General features: G+C 66.4%; 18 protein-coding genes. 2 read left to right on the top strand and 16 right to left on the bottom strand.

All coding sequences use genetic code 11. The annotated features are described in order from the left end of the window. Nucleotides 1-190 (top strand): TonB-dependent receptor (locus tag QTH90_RS27515; RefSeq protein WP_286667757.1); only part of this gene is annotated, 190 nt, incomplete at its 5' end. 395 nt (nucleotides 191-585) lie between these two features. Further along, nucleotides 586-3,006, top strand: coding sequence for an outer membrane protein assembly factor BamB family protein (locus QTH90_RS27510; RefSeq protein WP_286667756.1), 2,421 nt, complete (start codon nucleotides 586-588; stop codon nucleotides 3,004-3,006). 82 nt (nucleotides 3,007-3,088) lie between these two features. Here QTH90_RS27510 and QTH90_RS27505 read toward each other — a convergent pair whose 3' ends face one another. From QTH90_RS27505 to QTH90_RS27430, 16 genes are read right to left on the bottom strand one after another with little or no spacing between them, the layout of a single operon-like run. Then, nucleotides 3,089-3,550, bottom strand: a complete 462-nt coding sequence (locus QTH90_RS27505; protein ID WP_286667755.1) for a hypothetical protein — start codon at nucleotides 3,548-3,550, stop codon at nucleotides 3,089-3,091. Nucleotides 3,551-3,559: 9 nt separating this feature from the next. Beyond that, on the bottom strand, nucleotides 3,560-4,090 hold the full coding sequence (locus QTH90_RS27500; protein WP_286667754.1) for a type II secretion system protein: 531 nt from the start codon (nucleotides 4,088-4,090) through the stop codon (nucleotides 3,560-3,562). Continuing rightward, complete coding sequence (locus QTH90_RS27495) at nucleotides 4,062-4,448, bottom strand: type II secretion system protein (protein ID WP_286667753.1); 387 nt, start codon at nucleotides 4,446-4,448, stop codon at nucleotides 4,062-4,064. Before QTH90_RS27495 ends, QTH90_RS27500 begins: the two co-directional genes overlap by 29 nt. Before the next feature lie 11 nt (nucleotides 4,449-4,459). Then, nucleotides 4,460-4,927, bottom strand: a complete 468-nt coding sequence (locus tag QTH90_RS27490; RefSeq protein ID WP_286667752.1) for a prepilin-type N-terminal cleavage/methylation domain-containing protein — start codon at nucleotides 4,925-4,927, stop codon at nucleotides 4,460-4,462. 26 nt (nucleotides 4,928-4,953) lie between these two features. After that, nucleotides 4,954-7,176, bottom strand: a complete 2,223-nt coding sequence (locus QTH90_RS27485) for a secretin GspD/PilQ domain-containing protein (protein ID WP_286667751.1) — start codon at nucleotides 7,174-7,176, stop codon at nucleotides 4,954-4,956. A gap of 12 nt (nucleotides 7,177-7,188) precedes the next feature. After that, nucleotides 7,189-7,977, bottom strand: coding sequence for a hypothetical protein (locus QTH90_RS27480; protein WP_286667750.1), 789 nt, complete (start codon nucleotides 7,975-7,977; stop codon nucleotides 7,189-7,191). Then, complete coding sequence (locus QTH90_RS27475) at nucleotides 7,974-8,513, bottom strand: hypothetical protein (RefSeq protein WP_286667749.1); 540 nt, start codon at nucleotides 8,511-8,513, stop codon at nucleotides 7,974-7,976. The genes QTH90_RS27480 and QTH90_RS27475 overlap by 4 nt, the downstream gene beginning before the upstream one ends. Then, on the bottom strand, nucleotides 8,510-9,145 hold the full coding sequence (locus tag QTH90_RS27470; protein ID WP_286667748.1) for a PilN domain-containing protein: 636 nt from the start codon (nucleotides 9,143-9,145) through the stop codon (nucleotides 8,510-8,512). Before QTH90_RS27470 ends, QTH90_RS27475 begins: the two co-directional genes overlap by 4 nt. Nucleotide 9,146: 1 nt before the next feature. Then, nucleotides 9,147-9,917, bottom strand: coding sequence for a hypothetical protein (locus QTH90_RS27465; RefSeq protein ID WP_286667747.1), 771 nt, complete (start codon nucleotides 9,915-9,917; stop codon nucleotides 9,147-9,149). Next, on the bottom strand, nucleotides 9,898-11,571 hold the full coding sequence (locus QTH90_RS27460; RefSeq protein ID WP_286667746.1) for a GspE/PulE family protein: 1,674 nt from the start codon (nucleotides 11,569-11,571) through the stop codon (nucleotides 9,898-9,900). The genes QTH90_RS27465 and QTH90_RS27460 overlap by 20 nt, the downstream gene beginning before the upstream one ends. Further along, entirely contained in the window at nucleotides 11,568-12,755 is a 1,188-nt protein-coding gene (locus tag QTH90_RS27455; protein ID WP_286667745.1) for a type II secretion system F family protein, read from the bottom strand. Before QTH90_RS27455 ends, QTH90_RS27460 begins: the two co-directional genes overlap by 4 nt. Before the next feature lie 5 nt (nucleotides 12,756-12,760). Further along, nucleotides 12,761-13,201, bottom strand: coding sequence for a type II secretion system major pseudopilin GspG (gene gspG / locus QTH90_RS27450; protein ID WP_286667744.1), 441 nt, complete (start codon nucleotides 13,199-13,201; stop codon nucleotides 12,761-12,763). Beyond that, nucleotides 13,185-14,945, bottom strand: a complete 1,761-nt coding sequence (locus QTH90_RS27445; RefSeq protein WP_286667743.1) for a thiamine pyrophosphate-binding protein — start codon at nucleotides 14,943-14,945, stop codon at nucleotides 13,185-13,187. The genes gspG and QTH90_RS27445 overlap by 17 nt, the downstream gene beginning before the upstream one ends. An 18-nt stretch (nucleotides 14,946-14,963) precedes the next feature. Then, nucleotides 14,964-15,806, bottom strand: coding sequence for a citryl-CoA lyase (locus tag QTH90_RS27440; protein ID WP_286667742.1), 843 nt, complete (start codon nucleotides 15,804-15,806; stop codon nucleotides 14,964-14,966). 44 nt (nucleotides 15,807-15,850) lie between these two features. Then, nucleotides 15,851-17,059, bottom strand: a complete 1,209-nt coding sequence (locus QTH90_RS27435) for a CaiB/BaiF CoA transferase family protein (RefSeq protein ID WP_286667741.1) — start codon at nucleotides 17,057-17,059, stop codon at nucleotides 15,851-15,853. Between the two features lie 5 nt (nucleotides 17,060-17,064). Continuing rightward, a complete protein-coding gene (locus tag QTH90_RS27430) occupies nucleotides 17,065-18,549 on the bottom strand; it encodes an aldehyde dehydrogenase (RefSeq protein ID WP_286667740.1) in 1,485 nt (494 codons plus the stop codon). Nucleotides 18,550-18,559: the final 10 nt, after the last annotated feature.

The raw sequence follows: 18,559 nt of genomic DNA, 5'->3' as shown, positions 1-18,559 counted from the left end.
GGTCGCGCTGTTCGCGGGCTACGTCAAGAAGTGGCAGCGCTGGGAGCTCAATGCCTTTGCGCGCATCGACAACCTGCTGGACAAGCGCTATGTCGGCTCGGTGATCGTCAATGAGGGCAATGCCCGCTACTTCGAGCCGGCCCCGGGGCGCAACTGGACGGTCGGCATGGGAGGCACGTATCGGTTCTGAAGGCAGCCGGGCCGCGACGGCGTGACCTGCGGCCTTTTGTCCGACGGCCAATAAACCTGGCGAAACGCCCCCGATCCCGGGGGCGGGCGTTCGGCTGCCCGGCTCATCTTGCGGCCTTTCACAAAACACGTCGGGCGCTGGTGACAACCCCTAGTTGATGCCAGATCGCCCAAGTCTAGAATTTTGTAATGGAATGATGTTCTGTCCTACAGAACGCAAAGAAAAACAACCAATCCACCCGTTGTTTCTAACAAGGAGACACCCGAAGCCACAGGCCAGGCTTCCATACGGTTTGCCGCCGGCGTCCTTGCCGGTGTCCGGGTCCGCTGCGACAAGGGACTGAATTCCCCCCAGCGCTCGCACCCCATAACTCTTTTCTTATCGAGGGATCCAACATGAAGAAACTCTCCCCAATCAGGCTCGCGATCGTGGCCGTGGCAATGGGCTTTGCCGGCGCCTCGGCTCTGGCTGCCAATCCCGCGGCTCAGGCCGCTGCTCAGGCGGTCAAGGCCGAGGCCAAGGCCGAAGGCCAGGCACTCGTCGATGCGGCCAAGGCCGATGGCGATGCACTCGTTGCCGCCGCCAAGACCGAAGGCGATGCACTGATCGCAGCAGCCAAGGCCGCGACTTATCCCAATTCAGCCGCCAAGGCCGCCGCCGTGGCTAGCGCTCAACTGCAGAAGGCGGACCTCGTCGCCGCAGCCCAGGCGAAGAAGGATGCTCTCCTCCTCGACGCCAAGGGAGACAAGGCTGAACTGAAGGCTCAGGGCACCATCGACGCGGCCGCAGCCAAGCAAGCGGTCAAGGACGCGATCAAGGACCACCCCAAGGTCGGTGGCAACCTGGGCAACCAGAACTACAGCGTTCTGGACAAGATCAACAAGGACAACATCAGCCAACTCGGCGCGGCCTGGCAGGTCAACCTCGAAGGCGGCGCCACGACCGGCGACAACCAAAGCTCGCCCGTGGTCCACAAGGGTGTGATCTTCATGGAAACGGCGCAGGGCCACCTCCATGCCGTCGACGGCAAGACCGGCGCCATCAAGTGGACCTACGACCTGGGCGGCACCGGTGTGCGCCGCGGCCCGTCTGTCGGCGATGGCAAGGTGTTCACCATTGCCAGCGGCTTCCTGACCGCGGTCGACGAGGAAACCGGCGCGGAAATCTGGAAGGTCAAGGCGAACGCCAACTACGGCACGGTTCAGAAGGCTGCGGTGGTGTATGCCGACGGCGTGGTCTATGCCGGCTCGAACGACGGCAGCGTCGGCACCGCCTTGGCGTTCGATGCCAAGACCGGTGCGGAGAAGTGGCACTTCTACAGCACGCCCCGCAATGGCGACGACCCGACGGGTGTCATCCCCACCTGGGGCAGCGACCCCGTGGCAGCCGAGGCGTGTGCCCGCGTGGGCGGCGGCGCTCCATGGATGCATCCAGCGGTCGATCTCGAACTGGGCTTGGTGTACTACACCTTCGGCAATGCGCGCAGCTGCGGCTCTTCGCAAAACGGCGCGACCCGTCCGGGGACCAACCTGTACACCAGCTCGATCGTGGCGCTGGACGCCAAGACGGGCCAATACAAATGGCACTTCCAGTCCGTGCACCATGGCATCTGGGACATGGACAACGTGATGGCACCGGTGTTCGCCGACGTCAAGATCTACGGCGCGGACCGCAAGGTTCTGGCCTACGGCAGCAAGTCGGGTATGTATTTCATCCTCGATCGCAAGACCGGCGAAGCGCCCCTGGGCATCACGGAGCGGCCCGTGCCGCAGGATGCTCGCCAGTTGACCTGGGCCACCCAGCCGTACCCGAACCAGGGCGGCTATCTGGAGGACTGCGTGTCGCCGTCCGACCTCGGCGGTCCGATCCCCGGCAATCCGAACCGCGCGGTTCCGAACTATGCGCAGGGTTGCATGTACGACGCCTTCTGGATGCAGAACCTCGGCGAGAAGAAGCCGATCCTGACGGCGCCGAGCCACAACGGCGGCGCCAACTGGAACGCCCAGTCTTTCAGCCCGAAGACCGGTCTGTTCTACACCGGCTATGCCGTCTCCGCAGCCGCTCACTACACGGAAGCAGGCTCCAATGGCCAACGCGCCATCGGGGAATACCAGTCCGGCGGCATCGTGGCAGTGAATGCCAGCACCAATGAAGTCGAGTGGCGCGTTGCGCAACCCTATGACCTGGCGCACGGCAACGGCTTCCTGAGCACCGCGGGCAACGTCGGCTTCATCGGCATGCCCGACGGCAACCTGCTCGCGCTCAACGCGAAGAACGGCAAGGAACTGTGGCGCTTCCAGACTGGCGCGGCCATCAGCGCCAGCCCGGTCTCCTACGAGATCGACGGCGAGCAGTACATCGCCATCTATGCTGGCGGCACGGGCATTCCTTACGGCAACGCAGTGAAGCGCGGCGACAAGCTGTGGGCCTTCAAACTCGGCGGCACGGTTGCGCAGGCTGCCGCTCCTGCGCCGATCGACACGCGCCGTCCGGTGGGTGGCACGGCCACAGAAGGTTCGACCGTCAACAACACCGTGCTGCTGGGCCGTACCACGGCGACGAGCGCCGAAGCCACGCTGACGCAGACGGCGGGCAACTACCCGAACAACCTGCGCGTGCCACTGGGTACCACGGTGACGTTCACCAACCCCGCGAACAACAGCCGCGAGTACTGTGCCACGCAGTTCTTCGAAGGTCTGTTCGATCCGCATCTGCAACCGGGCGAGTCGTACTCGTACACCTTCAACAAGAAGGGCGACTACTTCTACAACGATTGCACGAACCCGCTGTCCACGGGCAAGGTGACGGTGTATTGATTGGAAATGGCCCCGCGCTTTGGCGCGGGGCCATTTGCCTCCTTCAAGCGCAACTGATTCGGGCCCAGTTGCAGCGCGCTGATCAGTTCTTCTTGCCCTGCTTGGCAGGCGCCAGCGTCATCGTCGCCACGCCGCCACCCTCGAGTCTGGCTTTCAGCGTCTGCACCTTGGCATCGGAAGCCACCCTGAAGATGTACGTGATGTCCGGACAGGATTTGTCGACGGGCGAGCCGAAGACCGTGAACTGAACGCCCTTGTCCGTGCCGCCCTGGATCGTCAGCGGCAGGTTCTTGCCTTGGCAGACCTTGGGCATGACCGCGCGGCCCTTCTCGACCCATGACTCCCCTTGGCGCGAGAAGATCAGAACGGCACTGCCGCCCCCGTCGAAGCGGACGTTCCAGACACCGTCATAGCGGACGTCTTCACCAGCACCGCTGCTGATCTCGCCCTCATTGTCACCAGCGGCCAGCGCCTGGGCGGCAGCCACGGGAAGGCACAGGGCCAGCAGAAGCAAGGATTTGCGCAGCGAGAAGTTCAATTTCATGAGTTGTTCCTAGTTCCCTCTATCGCCCGGCGCGACGTAGATGAAACGCCAGTCCTGGTAGGTGAGCGCCGACGTGAAGTCCGCGAGGTCTCCGGCGTCATAGGGCCAGCCGAAACCGACCTGCTTCATCGGCGTGTCTTTCGACAGGCTGTAAACGCCCATGATGCGGTTGTCTGGCGCTGGGGTGCGCACCAGTCCCCATTCGGTGGTTCCCGTCATCGGGTCGATGAAGATCCGGCGCAGGTGCCGCTTGGGCACCGGCCAGCGGCGGTCGTCGAGCAGGTCTTCGAGCTTGGCCGGGAAGCCCGGCCGTTGTCCGGCCGGCGTGTTCTCGTAGTAGCGGGCGATCGCGGCGGCGAACTGGCGGCCAATGAACATCAATTCCAATTCGTGCTCGCGCTGCGCCTGGACGCGCCAGACCATGCCCGCGGCGGCGAGCGTGATCCCCATGACCGCGACGAGGAACAGCAGGCCGATGTAGGTGTAGCCGCCCTGGCCTTGCTGCCTGCGCTTACAAGGCCGAGAAGTCGGTAATGCCATCGCTGGTCTTGCCTTCCGCGCCGCTGCGGACGTCGTACACGTTGCCCCCGGAGTTCGCGCCATCGGACGGCGGCCGCACGATCTGCCATGTATCGCGCGAGCCGGTGATGGGGTCGACCGGCACTTCGCGCAGATAGCGCTGCGTCGCCAGGTCTTCGAGTTGTTCGGGGTAGCGGCCCTTGTCGGCGTAGTACTGGCCGATGACGTCGCGCATGACCACCAGGGACTGCTTGAGCGTGGCTTCCTTGGCCCGTTCAAGCGAGCCGAAGTAGCGCGGCAGCGCCACCGACAGCAGCGTCGCGATGATGGACATCACGACCAGCAGCTCGATCAGGGTGAAGCCGCGTTGTCTGCGCATGTTGGATGTGACTACCACTGGCTGTAGGGCGTGCCGTTGAGGCCGGTGGCCTGGGAGGTCGAGAAGACGTCGAACACGTCCTTGCCCGATTGAGGGCGTTCCGGCGGCGAGAAATAGGCGCGCAGCCCCCAGGTCTCTTCCGGACGACTGACCGGCGGGCCGCTGTAGAACGGATCGGGCGGCACGCGGCGCAGGAAGTAGATGCGACGTTTGGCGGCATCGTTCTCCTGCGGCACGCCATCCACCAGTTGCCTGAGCGAGGCCGGATAGCCCGTGGCGTCGGCGGCGCGGGCGATGCGGCCTTCCTCGCCGGCCTGCTTGTAGGCGTCGATCGCGGTGCGGATTTCGCGCAGTGCGTGGCGCAGTTCGGTTTCCCTGAGGCGACGCGTGGTCAACTCCGCCATCGGAGCCGCAGCGGTCGCCAGCAGCGCCAGGATGGCGAGCGTGACCAGCAGTTCGATCAGCGTGAAACCACGCATCCTGGGAGCAATGCGGCCAAGGGCGATCACTGAACCACCGACAGGCTGAAAGTCCGCGGCACCGACACGCGGGCGTTCGACTGGACGACGAGCATGTCGATGTCCGTGCTCGTCGGCTTCTTGGAAAGCACCTGGAACCGCAACGATCCCGGGCGCGACGGTGCTCCTCCGGTGATGCCGGAGGTGAACAGTTCGACCGTTGCCTGTCCTTGATCAGCATTCGAATCAGCTGCCGCGCCCACCGGCTTGAGCACTGCCGGGTCGTAGTTGATCTGCACCTTCGCGGTCGCGGCGGTCGTGCCTTCGGGCAGTTTCAGGTCCAGCGTGACCGTGTCGCCGACCTTGACTTCCGCAGGGGCGCTGACGGCGATCTCCAGGCCCTGCGGGTTCGTCGTCGCGACAGACGGATTGGCTGGCGCCACCGTCGGCCCGCCGGCACCCGCGGTGATCTCCAGGCGATCCATCTTGCCGACGCGCAGCGGCGCCGCGCCCGGCACGGCATCGGTGCCGGCGGGGAACTGCGCCCGCACCAGCTCCGAGCGCCTGACGTTGCGCACGATATGCGGGGTCACCAGCAGCACGATCTCCGACTTGGCGCCGGTCGTGCCCTCGTTGCGGAACAGGCGGCCCAGCATCGGCAGGTCGCTCGCGCCCGGTATGCCGGTGTTGGACCTGCGATCCTCGTTGTCGATCAGGCCCGCGAGCACCTGCGTCTCGCCGTCGCGCAGCCGCAGCGTGGTGGCGGCGTTACGCGTGCCCAGGCGGTAGGCCACCGTGCCGGAGACGTTGAGCTGTTCGAGGATGTTCGACACCTCCAGCTCCACCTTGATGCCCACGTCCTGGTCGAGGAACACGTTCGGCTCGACGTCGAGCTTGAGACCGGTCTCCAGATAGTTCACCGACGACGACACGCCCACGTTGGCGGTCGAAGTGGTGGTGATCACCGGCACGCGCTCACCGATGTGGACGCGCGCCTTCTCGCGGTTCTTCACGCGGATGCGCGGGTTGGCGAGGATGTTGCTGGTGCCGTCGTTCTTCGACAGGTTCAGCAGCATCAACGGGTTGGCGGTGAAGGCGCGCAGCCCGGTGGCCCTGCCGGGGCCGCTGAGCTGGACCTTGTCGGGAATGGTGCCGTCGACGGCTACGCCATAGACGCCGATCTGCGTCGGGTACTCGACGCCCAGGGTCTGGGCCAGCGAGGAAGACACTTCCAGCACTTCGAGATCGAGCATCACTTCCGGCTCGCCCAGATCCTGCGTGGCAACCAGTTGCTCGGCCAGTTGCACGGCCTCGGGCGTGTCGCGCATGATCACCAGGTTGAGCTTGTCGTCAACGAAGATGTCCTTGGTCTTGACCATCGCCTTGATCATCGCGGCGGTCTGCTTGGCCTCTGCGTTGGCGACGTAGAAGCTGCGCATCACCAGTTCCTGGTGTTCGCGCTGCTTGGCCTGCGTCGCGGGATAGATCAGCAGCGAGTTGTCGTTGAGCACCTTGCGGCTCAACTGGTTGGTCATCAGCAGGATCTTGAGCACGTCCTCGATCGAGCTGTCGCGCACGATGATGCTGGTGCGGGCGTCGGTCTTGACGTCGCGGTCGAGAACGAAGTTGATGTCGCCGGTTTTCGACAGGATGCTGAAGATGGTCGCCAGTGGCGCGTCGCGCAGGTCCAGCGTCACGGTGCGCTGGAACGCCTCGCGCAGCCGCGCCGGCATGGCGTCGGCGTTGCCCTGCCGCGTCGTCACGGCCTTGGCGAGTTCGCGGGCATCGCGGTGGTTCGGGTCTTCGGAAAGGACCAGTCGCGCAACCTGCTCGGCGCGCACCAGATCGCCTGCTTGCAGTGCGGCCTGGCCTTCGCGCAGGCGCGTGCCCTGCACGCGGGCGCGGGTGATGGCGTCCAGCCCCGAGCGGCCCGGATCCGACTGCGGATCGATGCGCAGGATCAGGCGGTAGTTGGCCTCGGCGGCGTCGAGGTTGTCGAGCGACCTCATCCGGTCGGCGTCGCGCATCAGCAGATGGAGGATGCTGTTGCGCTGCACCTGGTACGCCGAATAGAGCTCGCGGTTGCGGGGGTAGGCCTTGACGTTTTGCTCCATCAGGGCAAGCCCTTCTTCGACGCGGCCTTGGGCGATCAGCCGGGTGCCTTCCTCGGACAGGCTCTGGTCGGGCGTGGAGGCGCAACCGGCAAGCACGGCCAGGGCAATGGCGGCCAGCGAGACGCGGGTACGGACGAAGCGGGGGGAGCAGTTCATGTCGGGTCTGACTCAGTTTTCTTCCCAGCCGGGGGCGTGTTCAGTGCCGTTGGAACTGGTTGGAGTTTCTTGCGCGGGCGTGGCGGAAGGGGCTGCTCGTGCAGGCGTGGCGGGGGTTGCCTGCGCGGCCGCGGGCGCGGGCGCGGATGCGGGTGTGGCGGCTGCGACAGCGACGGCGGCGGGCGCGGGCGTAGCGTTGCCCGGCGCTTCGAACGACAGCGTGTGCTTGGGCCCTTTGGCCATTTGCAGCGTGACCAGGTCATCGCCGAGCGCGACGACCTTCCAGGGGCTGCCGTCCAGCGGCCCGGGGCCATCGATCGCCACGACGCGGTCGCCGGATTGCAGGAACGCCAGCGTGCGGCCTTGCTCCTTCCAGCGCCCGAGGTAGCGGAAGGGCGGCGGAGGCGGCGGGGGCGGCGGCGCGGCTACTTCGGCGCGTTGCTGCTGGGCCGCGGCCACGGCCTGCGCCGCGACTGCTGCCGCTTGCGCCGCGGCGGCGGCCTGGAGCTCTTCGGCGGTCGGCCCGTCGCGGAACGGATCGACGCCGGCGTGGCCGATGGCCGCCTTGATCTGCCGGTTGAGCCGCGCGATTGCGTCGTTGGCAGGAGGGGCGGGCGCTTCGTCGGCGGTCTGCGCGGACCGCGCGGCCTTCGCGGATTGCGCGGAATGCCGGGATGGCGACGAAGCGCTTGCCGGCATGACGATGTCGGCGTCGCGCGGATTGACCAGCCACATCGCCGCCACGGTCAACACGGCGGCGGTCGCATACAAGCTCCATCGAGCCTTGGCGGAGATCTTCATGGGGCGGGAAGCAGGTAGAGGGACAGACGCAGCCGCGCCCGAAGCTTGTCGCCGCTCGACTCGCGCCGTACCTGGATGTCGTCAACGGCGACGGGCAGGGTTTCCAGCGCCTGGAGGATGAAGGCGCGGATCTGCGGATAGCTGCCGTTGGCCGGGAAGTTGAGGCGGTAGCGCTGCATGCGGTCGTCCGGCACGCGCTCCAGTTGGTACTCGCCGGTGGGGATCTGGAGACCGTTGGCGATGGCGAGGCGGTAGATCACGGCGACCATGTCCACGGCGTCGTCGGGGCGCGCCAGACTGGCCTCGAAGGCGCTGAGCTGTTCAGCGGCGCTGGGCGCGGCGGCGGCGCGCGGGCGTTGCGCTGCTTCGGCGACCAGCTCCCGCAGGCGTTCGTTGTCGGCGGAGAGCGGGCGCTGGGCCGTGGCCCACACCAGAGCGGCCACCACCAGCAGCAGGGCGCCAGCGACATGAAGCCAGGCGGCGCGGTGGCGCATCAGCCACTGTCGCGCAGCGATGACGTTGATCCTGTTCATCATGGCGCGGCGGTCTCCGTCCAGTCCGCTTGCAGCGTGAAGGCGATGCGGCGGTTGTCGAGCGTGTCGTGCGAGAGGAGCAACACGTTGGCGAAGGCCTTGGTTCCGAGCAACTTCTTCGTGTACATCGGAATGTCCTGGAAGCGGCGCGCTTCACCGCTGATGCGCACGCGGCGGTTTTCGGCTTCGGGCATCAGGCCGGTCAGCACGACGCCGTCGCCAGCGGCGGATTCGAGCGCGGTGAAGAGCGTCGGCCAGGGCACCGTGAGGTTCTCGAGCACCTTGGCGGAGCGCTTCGCACCCGCCTCGCGGACGCGGCGGCGGGCTTCGCTCTCGCCCGCCGTCGGGTCCGCGGCCGGCGCGACATTGGCCGCGGCGGCGAGGGCCTTGTGCTCGGCGCTGGCCGACGAATAACCCCATATCGCCACGATGAGCGCGATCGCGCCCACGGTCAGACTGGCCAGCGCGGCGGGGGACATCGCCACGCGGTTGTCGATGAAATCCATGCGCAACGGACGCACGTGGGTGCTCCATTGCGTGAATACGGCGGCTTTCCGCAAACGCGGGCGTCTCGCCCACAGCGTCGTGGCTTTCGCGCGAAGCCCGCCGTCCCGGATATCGGTGGTTTGTTTCACTTCAGACTTCCTGCAGCGTGCCGGTCAGCGGCACGGTTCGCACCCGCAGGTCGGATTCGGGGCCGAGCGCCAACGGCACGATGCGGTCGCTTGCCAGCACCAGCAGCGACCGCCCCGACGCATCCGCATCGAGCAGCCGCGCGCGTTGCAGCATTGCCGCGATCTCGCCGCCCGCGTCCTGGCGAATGCGCAGGCCGCGCACGGCCCGGATACCGTCCCCGTCGAGCGTTGCCAGCACCAGGCGGTCGTCTTCGAGCACGCCGAACCAGCCGGCGTGTCCGATTTCGTCCTTGTCGAGCGCGGGCAAGGCGCCATTCATCGCGCAGGCCAACAACGGCTGGATGCGCACGCGGCTCGCGCCGACGCTCGCGCAGGCATGGCGCAAGCCGTCGATCAGCGACCGCGCCGCGCCGGCCACCACGGCAACGCCAGCGCTGTCCGCGTCCATCACGATGCGCCAGTCATCGGCTGCCTCGCCATATACAGAGCGCAACACCTGCCGCCCCGCCGCCTCGCGCTCGGCGGCTCCAGCGAGCAGCCCGGCCTCCCCGACCGCCGCGTAGCGCACGTGAAAGTTCGACAGCACGATGCGCACATCGCAGCCGCGATGCGCCGATTCGGCCAGTGCCGCCGCGAGGTCGGCGGCGGCGCCCTGCGTCTCGCGCACGATGCGCCGCGGCTCCCGCGACTTCCAGCCTCGCGGCACTACCTCGAGGCGCAGTTCCCGCGCCCCGACAAAAACCTCGACGCGATCACGCCACGAAGGTGACACGGTTGATTTCCTCCAGGCTCGTGAGACCTTCTTGCACCAGTTCGACCGCCGCGTCGCGCAGAAAGCGCGTGCCGCCGCGGCGCGCTGCTTCCTTCAGGTTGCGGATCGGTTCCCGCGCCACGATCATTTCGCGCAGTTCGTCGGTCAGGATCATGATTTCGGCAATGGCGCGCCGCCCCTTGAAGCCCGTGCTGCGGCACTGCCCGCAGCCGCGGCCAGCCATGAAGCGGAAGCTTGCGGCCTGCTGCAACGGAATGCCCGACTCGCTGAGCAACTCGTCCGACGGCGCCGCCGGCTCGCTGCAGTGCGGACAGTTCAGCCGCACCAACCGCTGCGCAACGATGCCGTTCAACGCCGCGGCGAAGCTGTACGGATCGACCTCCATGTGTGTGAAGCGTCCGAGCACGTCGAACACGTTGTTCGCGTGCACGGTGGTGAACACCAGGTGGCCGGTCAGCGCCGCCTGCACCGCGATCTGCGCCGTCTCGGCATCGCGGATCTCGCCGACCATGACGCGGTCCGGGTCGTGCCGCAGGATCGAGCGCAAGCCGCGCGCGAAGGTCAATCCCTTGCGCTCATTGACCGGGATCTGCAGCACGCCCGCCAACTGGTACTCGACCGGGTCTTCGATCGTGATGACCTTGTCGCGCCCGTCGTACGTTTCGGTCAGCGTCGCGTACAGCGTGGTGGTCTTGCCCGAGCCGGTCGGGCCGGTCACCAGCAGCATCCCGTAAGGCTCGCGCCCGAGCTTGCGGATCAGCACGCGGTCGGGTTCCGAGAAGCCGAGCGCGTCGAGCGTCAGTCCCCGGGCCTCGTCGGCCAGGCGCTGTTTGTCGAGGATACGCAGCACCGCGTCCTCGCCGATCGTCGAGGGCATGATCGAGACGCGGAAGTCGATCTCGCGCCCGCGCACCCCAACGGTGAAACGGCCATCCTGCGGCACACGGCGCTCGGCGATGTCGAGTTGGGCCATCACCTTGATGCGCGAGATGGCCTGCTCGGCCACGTCGGCGTCGCCGGCCGTGCCGACGGCCACCAGCACGCCGTCGATGCGGTACTTGATCGACAGACCCTGCGCTCCGGTTTCGAGATGGATGTCGGAGACGTCCGCCTTGAGCGCGTCATACAGCGTCGAGCGCACCAGCCGCACCACGGGGCTGGAGTCCTCGGTGATGCTCTGGAACGACAGGGCTTCCACGTCGACGTCGCGCTCGCGCTTGCCGCGCACGTCCGGCAGCAGGTTGGCCATCGCCGACAGGCCTTCTTCGTGGCGAGCGAGGTAGGCCGCCACGTCGGCGTGATGCGCGAGCGTGAGCTGCGGCGCATGGCCGGCCTGCTCGATGCGGTCTTCGGCGGCGGCGGCGTTGTCTTCGCGGAACGGGTCGCCGGTCACGAGGCGCAGCGCGCCGTTGTCATCGGTCAGCGCGATCAACTGCGCCGCCATGCAATCGGAGAACGGGAGCAGCTCGAAAGTCGGCGTCCACCGGTGCAGATCCTGGATGCTCGCGCAAGGCAGATGCAGCGACTGCGCGAGTTCCCGGGTGAACGCCTCGGGCTCCAGGCCCGCGAGTTCTTCGAGCGTCGCCACGATCGTGTGGCCGCGGCTTGGCGCGAGGCGCCGTGCCTGCGCGAACAGGTCGGGGGCGATCGTCAATTCAGGCTCCCCGCGAGTTCGAAGATCGGCATGTACATCAGCACCACGATGCCGCCGATGACAACGCCTATCAGCGCCATCAGGAGCGGCTCGAACAGCTTGGTGAACCAGTCCACCCAGCGCGCCAGTTCCTCATCGTGAAAGGCGGCGATGCGGTCCATCATCGTGGCCATGTCGCCGCTGCGTTCGCCGACGCGCAGCATCCGGGCGGCGACTGGCGTCGTGAGTCCAGCATCGCCCATCGCCTGCGACGTGGGGACGCCTTCACGAATTCGTTGGGTCGCCACGAGCAGTTGCGCCCGCAGGTCTTCCGGCAGCAGCGTCGCCAGCATGTCGAGCGCCGGAACCATCGGAATGCCGCCACGCAGCAGCATCGCCAGCGTGCGGTAGAAGCGCGCGAGGTGATACACCAGCAAGCGCCGCCGCGCCGCCGGAATGCGCCGCATCAAGCGGCCAAACAGAGCAGGGATGCGTCGCGCCGACGCCGCAATGAACGCGAGCAGGACCAGCGCCACGATCCCGACCGCCAGACTGTGCCTGTTGATCAGACGGCCCCAGTCGATCAGCAACTGAGACATCCACGGCAGTTCGCGCCCCGACTCGGCGTAGATCTCGGAGAAGCGCGGCACCACGTAGCCGAGCAGGAACAGCGTGACGAGCGCGCCCACCGCCAGCAGTACCACCGGGTAGATCGAGGCCGAGACGACCTTCTTGCGCACCAGGTCGAGCCGTTCCTTGTATTCGATGAAGCGCATCAGCGCCTCGGGCAGGTCGCCCGTGCGCTCCGAGGCGCGGACGGTGGCGATGTACAGCTCGGGGAAGTGGCGCGAGTTGCCTTGCAGCGCCTGCGAAAAAGAGCGGCCTTCATAGAGCGCACCGCGGATCTGCTCGAACACCTGGCGGGCCTCGGCGCGGGTTTCCTTCTCGACCATCACTTCGAGCGTTTCCGGCAGCGAGAGCCCGGCGCGCAGCAGCGCGACGAGTTCCTGCGTGAATTGCAGCAGCGGAAAGTTCTGCTTCAAGAGCTGGCCGAAGGCGGCGCCCGCATCGGCGCGCTGCCTCGCCGACAGCACCACAAGCCCCTGGGCCTGTGCCAGCACCGTCGCCGAAGAGGCATCGGCGGCGTCGAGCGACAGCGAGACGACCCGCCGGTGCCCGTCGAGAGCGCGAACATCGAACCGCATGCGTCTTATTCCCAGCTCTTGATGTCGGCTGCGTCGCCGGTTCCGCCGGGTTGTCCGTCCTTGCCGAACGAAAACAGGTCGAACTCGTCGTGATCGCCGGGCGCCTTGAACTGATACGGCTTGCCCCAGGGATCGAGCGGCACCGGGCGCTGGAGATAAGGGCCGTTCCATTTCGCCGAGTTGGCCGGGCGCGCGTTCAGGGCAGCGAGTCCCTGCTCGGTCGTCGGGTAGCTGCCGGTATCGAGCCGGTAGGCATCGAGCGCCTTTCGCAGCCCATCGATCTGCGCCTGCGCGCTGCGCACCTCGGACTTGCCGACCTGCGAGAAGTAGCGCGGCGCGACGTAGGCAGCGAGCAGGCCGATGATGACCATCACGACCAGCAGCTCGAGCAGCGTGAAGCCGCGCTGGCTCTGGCTCCGTCGCCGGGTGTCAATCCGTCGATGCATGAGACACCTTCTTGCCTGGCGAGTAGATGTCGTTGATGTTCCAGTGGCCCGCCGTGGGGACGGGGTTGTTCAACATCGAGACGTCGATGACGAACGGCTTGCCGGCGGCGACCGCCTGTTGCAGCACGGTTTCGAACTCGGCAGCCGACTTGATCTTGACGCCTTCCGCGCCGTAGGCGCGGGCGATGGCGGCGAAATCCGGCGAGTAGGGCTTGCCGTCCTTGGTAAACACCGTGCCGAAGGTCGTGTCGAAGTGGGCCTTTTCCAGACCCGCGATGGTGCCGAAGGCGTTGTTGTTCATCACCACCCACACCACGGCGATGTCGCTTTCCACGGCAGTCGCCAGCATGGCCGGGTTCTGGCCGAAGCCGCCGTCGCCGACCAGTGCCACGACCACCTTGTCCGGGCAGGCCAGCTTGGCGCCGAGCGCCGCGGGAGCGCCGAAGCCCATGGTTGCGAAGCCGCCCGGCGTGAGGATGCTGCCCGGCGTATAGACAGGGAACTGCTGGCCGACGCCGTTCTTGTTCCACCCCACGTCGGTGGTGATGATCGCATCGCGCGGCAGCACGCGGCGCACGGTGGCGAGGATGCGCTCGGGCTGCATCGGATAGGCATCGTTCTGCACCAGCTTCTCGTTGCCCTTGACGAAATCCACGTGGTGCTGGGCGATCTCCTTGACCAGGGCCTCGTTCTTGCGGCCTTCGGGATAGAGGCGGCGCGCGACGCGGTTGAGCACCACCAGCGCTTCCTTCAAGTCCGTGACCACACCGATGTCCACGGGGAAGTTGCGCCCGATTTCGTTCGGATCGATGTCGATGTGGATCAGCTTCGACGGCGGAAAGCTGAAGGTGAACTCCGGCTCCCACGAGCTGCAATCGGCCTCGCGGAAGCTCGTGCCCAGGCCGATCACCCAATCGGCACCGAGACATTTATCGTTGACGAACTGCGTGCCCCAGAAGCCCGTCATGCCGAGCACCAGCGGATGGTCGTCGGGCAGCGCGCCCTTGCCCATGAGGCTGTGCGCCACGGGCAGCGAGAGATGCTCGGCCAGCCTGCGCAGTTCTTCCGCCGCATCGGCCAGCAGGATGCCGCCGCCCGCATAGATCACCGGCGTCCTGGCTTCGGCGATGGTGCGCACGATCCTCTCGGCGACGACTTCATCGAGCGAGGGCTTGAGCAGATGCGGCGTGTGGTGGCTCAAACGCTCGAACAACTGGGTATCGACTTCCGCCGAGAAGATGTCCATCGGCACCGACACCAGCACCGGTCCCGGACGACCGCTCTCGGCCAACTGGAACGCCTTGTCGAGGATCTGCGCGAACATGTCGGGCCGATCGACGCGCCACGCGCGCTTGACGAAAGGACGGTAGATCTCGTGTTGCGCCGCGTCCGCGTGCAGGTTCACTTCCTGGTGCGGATGCTTGCCGTAGTAGTGCGTCGGAATGTCGCCCGCGATCACCACCATCGGGATCGAATCCAGGGCCGCGTTCGCCACGCCCGTTGCCGCATTCGTGAGGCCGGGGCCGAGGTGCGACAACATCACGGCGGTCTTCTTCTTCGCCCGCGCATAGCCGTCGGCCATGTGCGCAGCGACCTGCTCGTGGCGCGTGTTCATGAACTTGACCTTGGCTCCGTCGAGCGCAGCGATCACGGCGATGTTGGTGTGGCCGCACAGGCCGAACAGGTATTCGACGTCGCGGCGCTCAAGCTCGCGGATGAGTTGTTTGGCGATGGTTTGTTTCATGGTGATTCCTCTCGGATGTCAGCGGTTGAATGTGCGTGTGGCCGGGCCTGTGTAGGTGTACGGAATGGACGGAGGCATCGGCCCCTTGATGCGGGCGTTCTGCTGCTTCTGCTCCCACGCGTGAGCCAGGATGCCGATCGAGCGCGAGAGCACGAACAGGCCGCGTCCGAGTTCGGGCGCGAAGCCCAGTTCGCAATAGATGGCGGCGGTCGCGCCGTCGATGTTCATCGGAATCGGCGCGCCCTTGCGGCGCGTGAGTTCCTCGTCGATGAGCTTGCCGATGACGGCGAAGCGGCCCGAGAGGAAGCCGTGTTCGCGCGCTTCATCGACCATCTTCATGAGCTTCACCGCCCGTGGATCGATGCCGTGGAAGCGGTGGCCGAAGCCCGGAATGATCTTGCCGTGCTCGGCGATGAAGGCATCGAGGCCGGCGACGACGTGCTCCATCTGCGGCGCGGCGTCGCCCGCGATGCGGTCGATGCCGTACATCAGTTCCATGCACTGCTGGCCCGCGCCGCCGTGCACGTCGTCGAGCACGTTGACCGCGCTCGCCATCGCGCCGTTGACCGGCAGGCCGCAGCTCACGGCCATGCGGGAAATTGCGATCGACGGCGCATGCGGCCCGTGATCGACGCCGGCCACCATCGCCGCTTCGAGCAGCGCCGACTGCTCGCGCGTCGGCAACTCCCCGCGCAGCAGCAGCCACGCCATGTCGGGATAGCTCACGCGACCGATCAGGTCCTGAATCGGATAGCCGCGGAAATGAATCTTGCCCGGCTCGATGTCCACGATGCTCGTGGACCACCAGTCGCTGGCCTGCTTGACCAGTTGCTCGGGAGGGCGCTGGGTAAGGTCAGCCATGTCAGGCCTCCGTGGCGGGCGTCATACCCGATGGATGTTTCATCTCAGATCGCCTTGTTCTCACGCAGTTCGGCGATCTGGCTCTCCGTGTAGCCAAGCCCGCCGAGGATTTCATCCGTGTGCGCACCGAGCACCGGCGGCGGCGTCTCGGCTCGCGGCTCGCCGCCGGAGAGCTTGAAGCCCGTGCGCCCCACGCGCACTTCGCGTTCGGCACCCGGCACGTTGTCGAAGGTCTGGACGAACTCGCGCAGCTTCAATTGTTCCGAGCGCAGTACATCGGGCATGTTGAGCACCCTGCCCGCGGGAACGCCGGCGCGGACCAGCAACTGTTCCCACTCGCTCGCCGATCGCGTGGCGAGCGCAGCTTCGATCTCTTGCGTGAGCGCGACGCGGTGCTGCTTGCGGCTTTCGCGTTCGGCGAAGCGCGGGTCCAGCGCGATGTCGGGGCGGCCAATCACGCGGGTCAGCGCCTCGAACTGGTCCTGCTTGTTGGCCGCGATGTTCAGCGGGCCCGATCCGGTGCGGAAGGTGCCCGACGGCGCGGCGGTGAAGTTGTCGTTGCCATGCGGCTGCGGCTCGGTGCCCGCGATCAGGTAGTTCGAGACGACCCAGCCCATCGCAACCAGCGCCGAGTCGAGCATCGAGACGTCGATGAAGCCGCCTTCGCCCGTTGCATTGCGGCGAAACAGCGTGGCGCAGATGGCGAACGCGCCGACCATGCCGCTCACCGTGTCGGCCACCGGGTAGCCGGCGCGCAGCGGCGCGCTCTGCGTGTCGCCGGTCACGCTCATCATGCCGCTCAGGCCCTGGATGATCTGGTCGTAGGCGGGCGCATCGCGCATCGGGCCTTCCTGACCGAAGCCGGTGATCGCGCAGTACACGAGCTTCGGGTTGTGCTTGCGCAGTTCCTCATAGCCGAGGCCGAGGCGCTCCATCACGCCGGGACGGAAGTTCTCGACCAGCACGTCGGCCGACGCGACGAGCCGCTGCAGCAATTCCTTTCCCTGCGGCGATTTCAGGTTCGCCGTGATCGACTTCTTGCCCGCGTTCTGCGCCAGAAAGGAGGACCCCATCAGCTTTGCGTTGAGTGCGCGGTCGTTGCCCAACTGGCGGGCGATGTCGCCGCTGTTGGGCGTCTCAACCTTTATCACCTCGGCGCCCATCAGCGCCAACTGGTAAGCGCACAAGGGGCCAGCCAGCACATTGGTCAGGTCGAGCACGCGGATACCCGCGAGCGCCTTGGTTGTCGTCATGCTATTCATCGGCGGATGAAGGGGTTGGGCACGTCGAGGTCCGACGAGACCCAGACGCACTTCGTGTGCAGGTATTCCTTGATCGTCTCGGACCCCGATTCACGCCCGATGCCCGACTCCTTGTAGCCGCCGAACGGCGACGTGAAGCTCGTCGCGCGGTAGTTGTTGACCCACACCGTGCCGGCCTTGATCTTCTCGGTCATCAACATCGCCCGCTTGAGGTTCTGCGTCCAGACGGCGGCGGCGAGGCCAAAGTTGATGTCGTTGCCGATGCGGATTGCGTCCTGCTCGTCGTCGAATGGAATCACCACCAGCACGGGTCCGAACACTTCTTCCTGCGCGATGCGCATGTCGTTGCGCACGTCGGCAAAGATGGTCGGCTCGATGAACTGGCCGCAGCCCAGGTCAGGGCGGCTGCGTCCGCCGATCACCAGGCGAGCGCCTTCCTGCTTCGCAATCTCGATGTAGCTCATGATCTTCTCGAACTGCGGCCTGGTCGAGATCGGCCCCACCTGCGTCGTGGGATCCTTGGGATCGCCGAGCTTCACGTCGCTCATGAAGGCCGTCAGTTTCTGGAGAAAGCGATCATGGATGCCGCGCTGCAAGAGCAGCCGCGACCCTGCCTGGCAGCTCTGGCCGGACGCCGCGAAGATGCCCGACACCACGCCCTTGACCGCCTGATCGAGGTCCGCATCGTCGAACACGATGTTGGGCGACTTGCCGCCCAGTTCCAGAGTCACGGTCTTGAAATTGCGCGCCGCGATCTCGTAGATCTTGCGCCCCGCGATCGAGCCGCCCGTGAAGCCGATGTGCGCCACGTCAGGATGCGTGACCAGTGCTTCGCCGACTTCCGGCCCCAGCCCCGTGACCACGTTGACGACGCCCTTCGGAAAGCCCGCCTGATCGAACAGCGCGGCAAACTCGACCATCGATGCCGACGTGAATTCCGACGGCTTGATCACCGCCGTACACCCCGCGGCCAGCGCGGGAGCGAGCTTCCAACTGGTCAGGGTCAGCGGCGAATTCCACGGCGTGATGATCGCCACCACGCCCTTCGCCTCATAGCGCGTATAGGCGAACACGCCTTTCTTGTCAGTAGGAATGACATCGCTCTGTACCTTGTCGGCCAAGCCCGCGTAGTAGCGAAAGTAATCCGCCATGTAGCGCACCTGTGCGACCACTTCGGTGGCGAGCTTGCCGTTGTCGCGTTGCTCGATCAGCGCCAGACGGTCGGCATTGGCGGTGACCAGATCGGCGAGTTTCCACAGCAGCCGTCCGCGCTCCGACGGCGTGAGTTCGGACCACGGGCCTTCGAAGGCGCGCTGCGCCGCGGCAACGGCGAGCGCCACGTCGTCGGCATTGCCGCGGGCGATCTCGCCCCAGGTCTGGCCGGTGTACGGGTCATCGGTCGGCAGGTACTGGCCGGAGGCTGGCGGCACGTTTGCGCCGTCGATGTAGTGCTCGTATCTGGGAAGTGCTGGAGTGCTCATCGTTCGAGGG

Source organism: Variovorax flavidus (assembly GCF_030317145.1).
GTDB lineage: Bacteria > Pseudomonadota > Gammaproteobacteria > Burkholderiales > Burkholderiaceae_C > Variovorax > Variovorax flavidus.
This window is presented reverse-complemented; position numbering and strand designations above follow the sequence as displayed.

Excerpts from the sequence above, each read along its gene's own strand:
- QTH90_RS27510 (WP_286667756.1), top strand. The coding sequence starts at position 586 with ATGAAGAAACTCTCCCCAATCAGGCTCGCGATCGTGGCCGTGGCAATG.
- QTH90_RS27505 (WP_286667755.1), bottom strand. The coding sequence starts at position 3,550 with ATGAAATTGAACTTCTCGCTGCGCAAATCCTTGCTTCTGCTGGCCCTG.
- QTH90_RS27500 (WP_286667754.1), bottom strand. The coding sequence starts at position 4,090 with ATGGCATTACCGACTTCTCGGCCTTGTAAGCGCAGGCAGCAAGGCCAG.
- QTH90_RS27495 (WP_286667753.1), bottom strand. The coding sequence starts at position 4,448 with ATGCGCAGACAACGCGGCTTCACCCTGATCGAGCTGCTGGTCGTGATG.
- QTH90_RS27490 (WP_286667752.1), bottom strand. The coding sequence starts at position 4,927 with ATGCGTGGTTTCACGCTGATCGAACTGCTGGTCACGCTCGCCATCCTG.
- QTH90_RS27485 (WP_286667751.1), bottom strand. The coding sequence starts at position 7,176 with ATGAACTGCTCCCCCCGCTTCGTCCGTACCCGCGTCTCGCTGGCCGCC.
- QTH90_RS27480 (WP_286667750.1), bottom strand. The coding sequence starts at position 7,977 with ATGAAGATCTCCGCCAAGGCTCGATGGAGCTTGTATGCGACCGCCGCC.
- QTH90_RS27475 (WP_286667749.1), bottom strand. The coding sequence starts at position 8,513 with ATGATGAACAGGATCAACGTCATCGCTGCGCGACAGTGGCTGATGCGC.
- QTH90_RS27455 (WP_286667745.1), bottom strand. The coding sequence starts at position 12,755 with ATGCGGTTCGATGTTCGCGCTCTCGACGGGCACCGGCGGGTCGTCTCG.
- gspG (WP_286667744.1), bottom strand. The coding sequence starts at position 13,201 with ATGCATCGACGGATTGACACCCGGCGACGGAGCCAGAGCCAGCGCGGC.
- QTH90_RS27445 (WP_286667743.1), bottom strand. The coding sequence starts at position 14,945 with ATGAAACAAACCATCGCCAAACAACTCATCCGCGAGCTTGAGCGCCGC.
- QTH90_RS27440 (WP_286667742.1), bottom strand. The coding sequence starts at position 15,806 with ATGGCTGACCTTACCCAGCGCCCTCCCGAGCAACTGGTCAAGCAGGCC.
- QTH90_RS27435 (WP_286667741.1), bottom strand. The coding sequence starts at position 17,059 with ATGACGACAACCAAGGCGCTCGCGGGTATCCGCGTGCTCGACCTGACC.
- QTH90_RS27430 (WP_286667740.1), bottom strand. The coding sequence starts at position 18,549 with ATGAGCACTCCAGCACTTCCCAGATACGAGCACTACATCGACGGCGCA.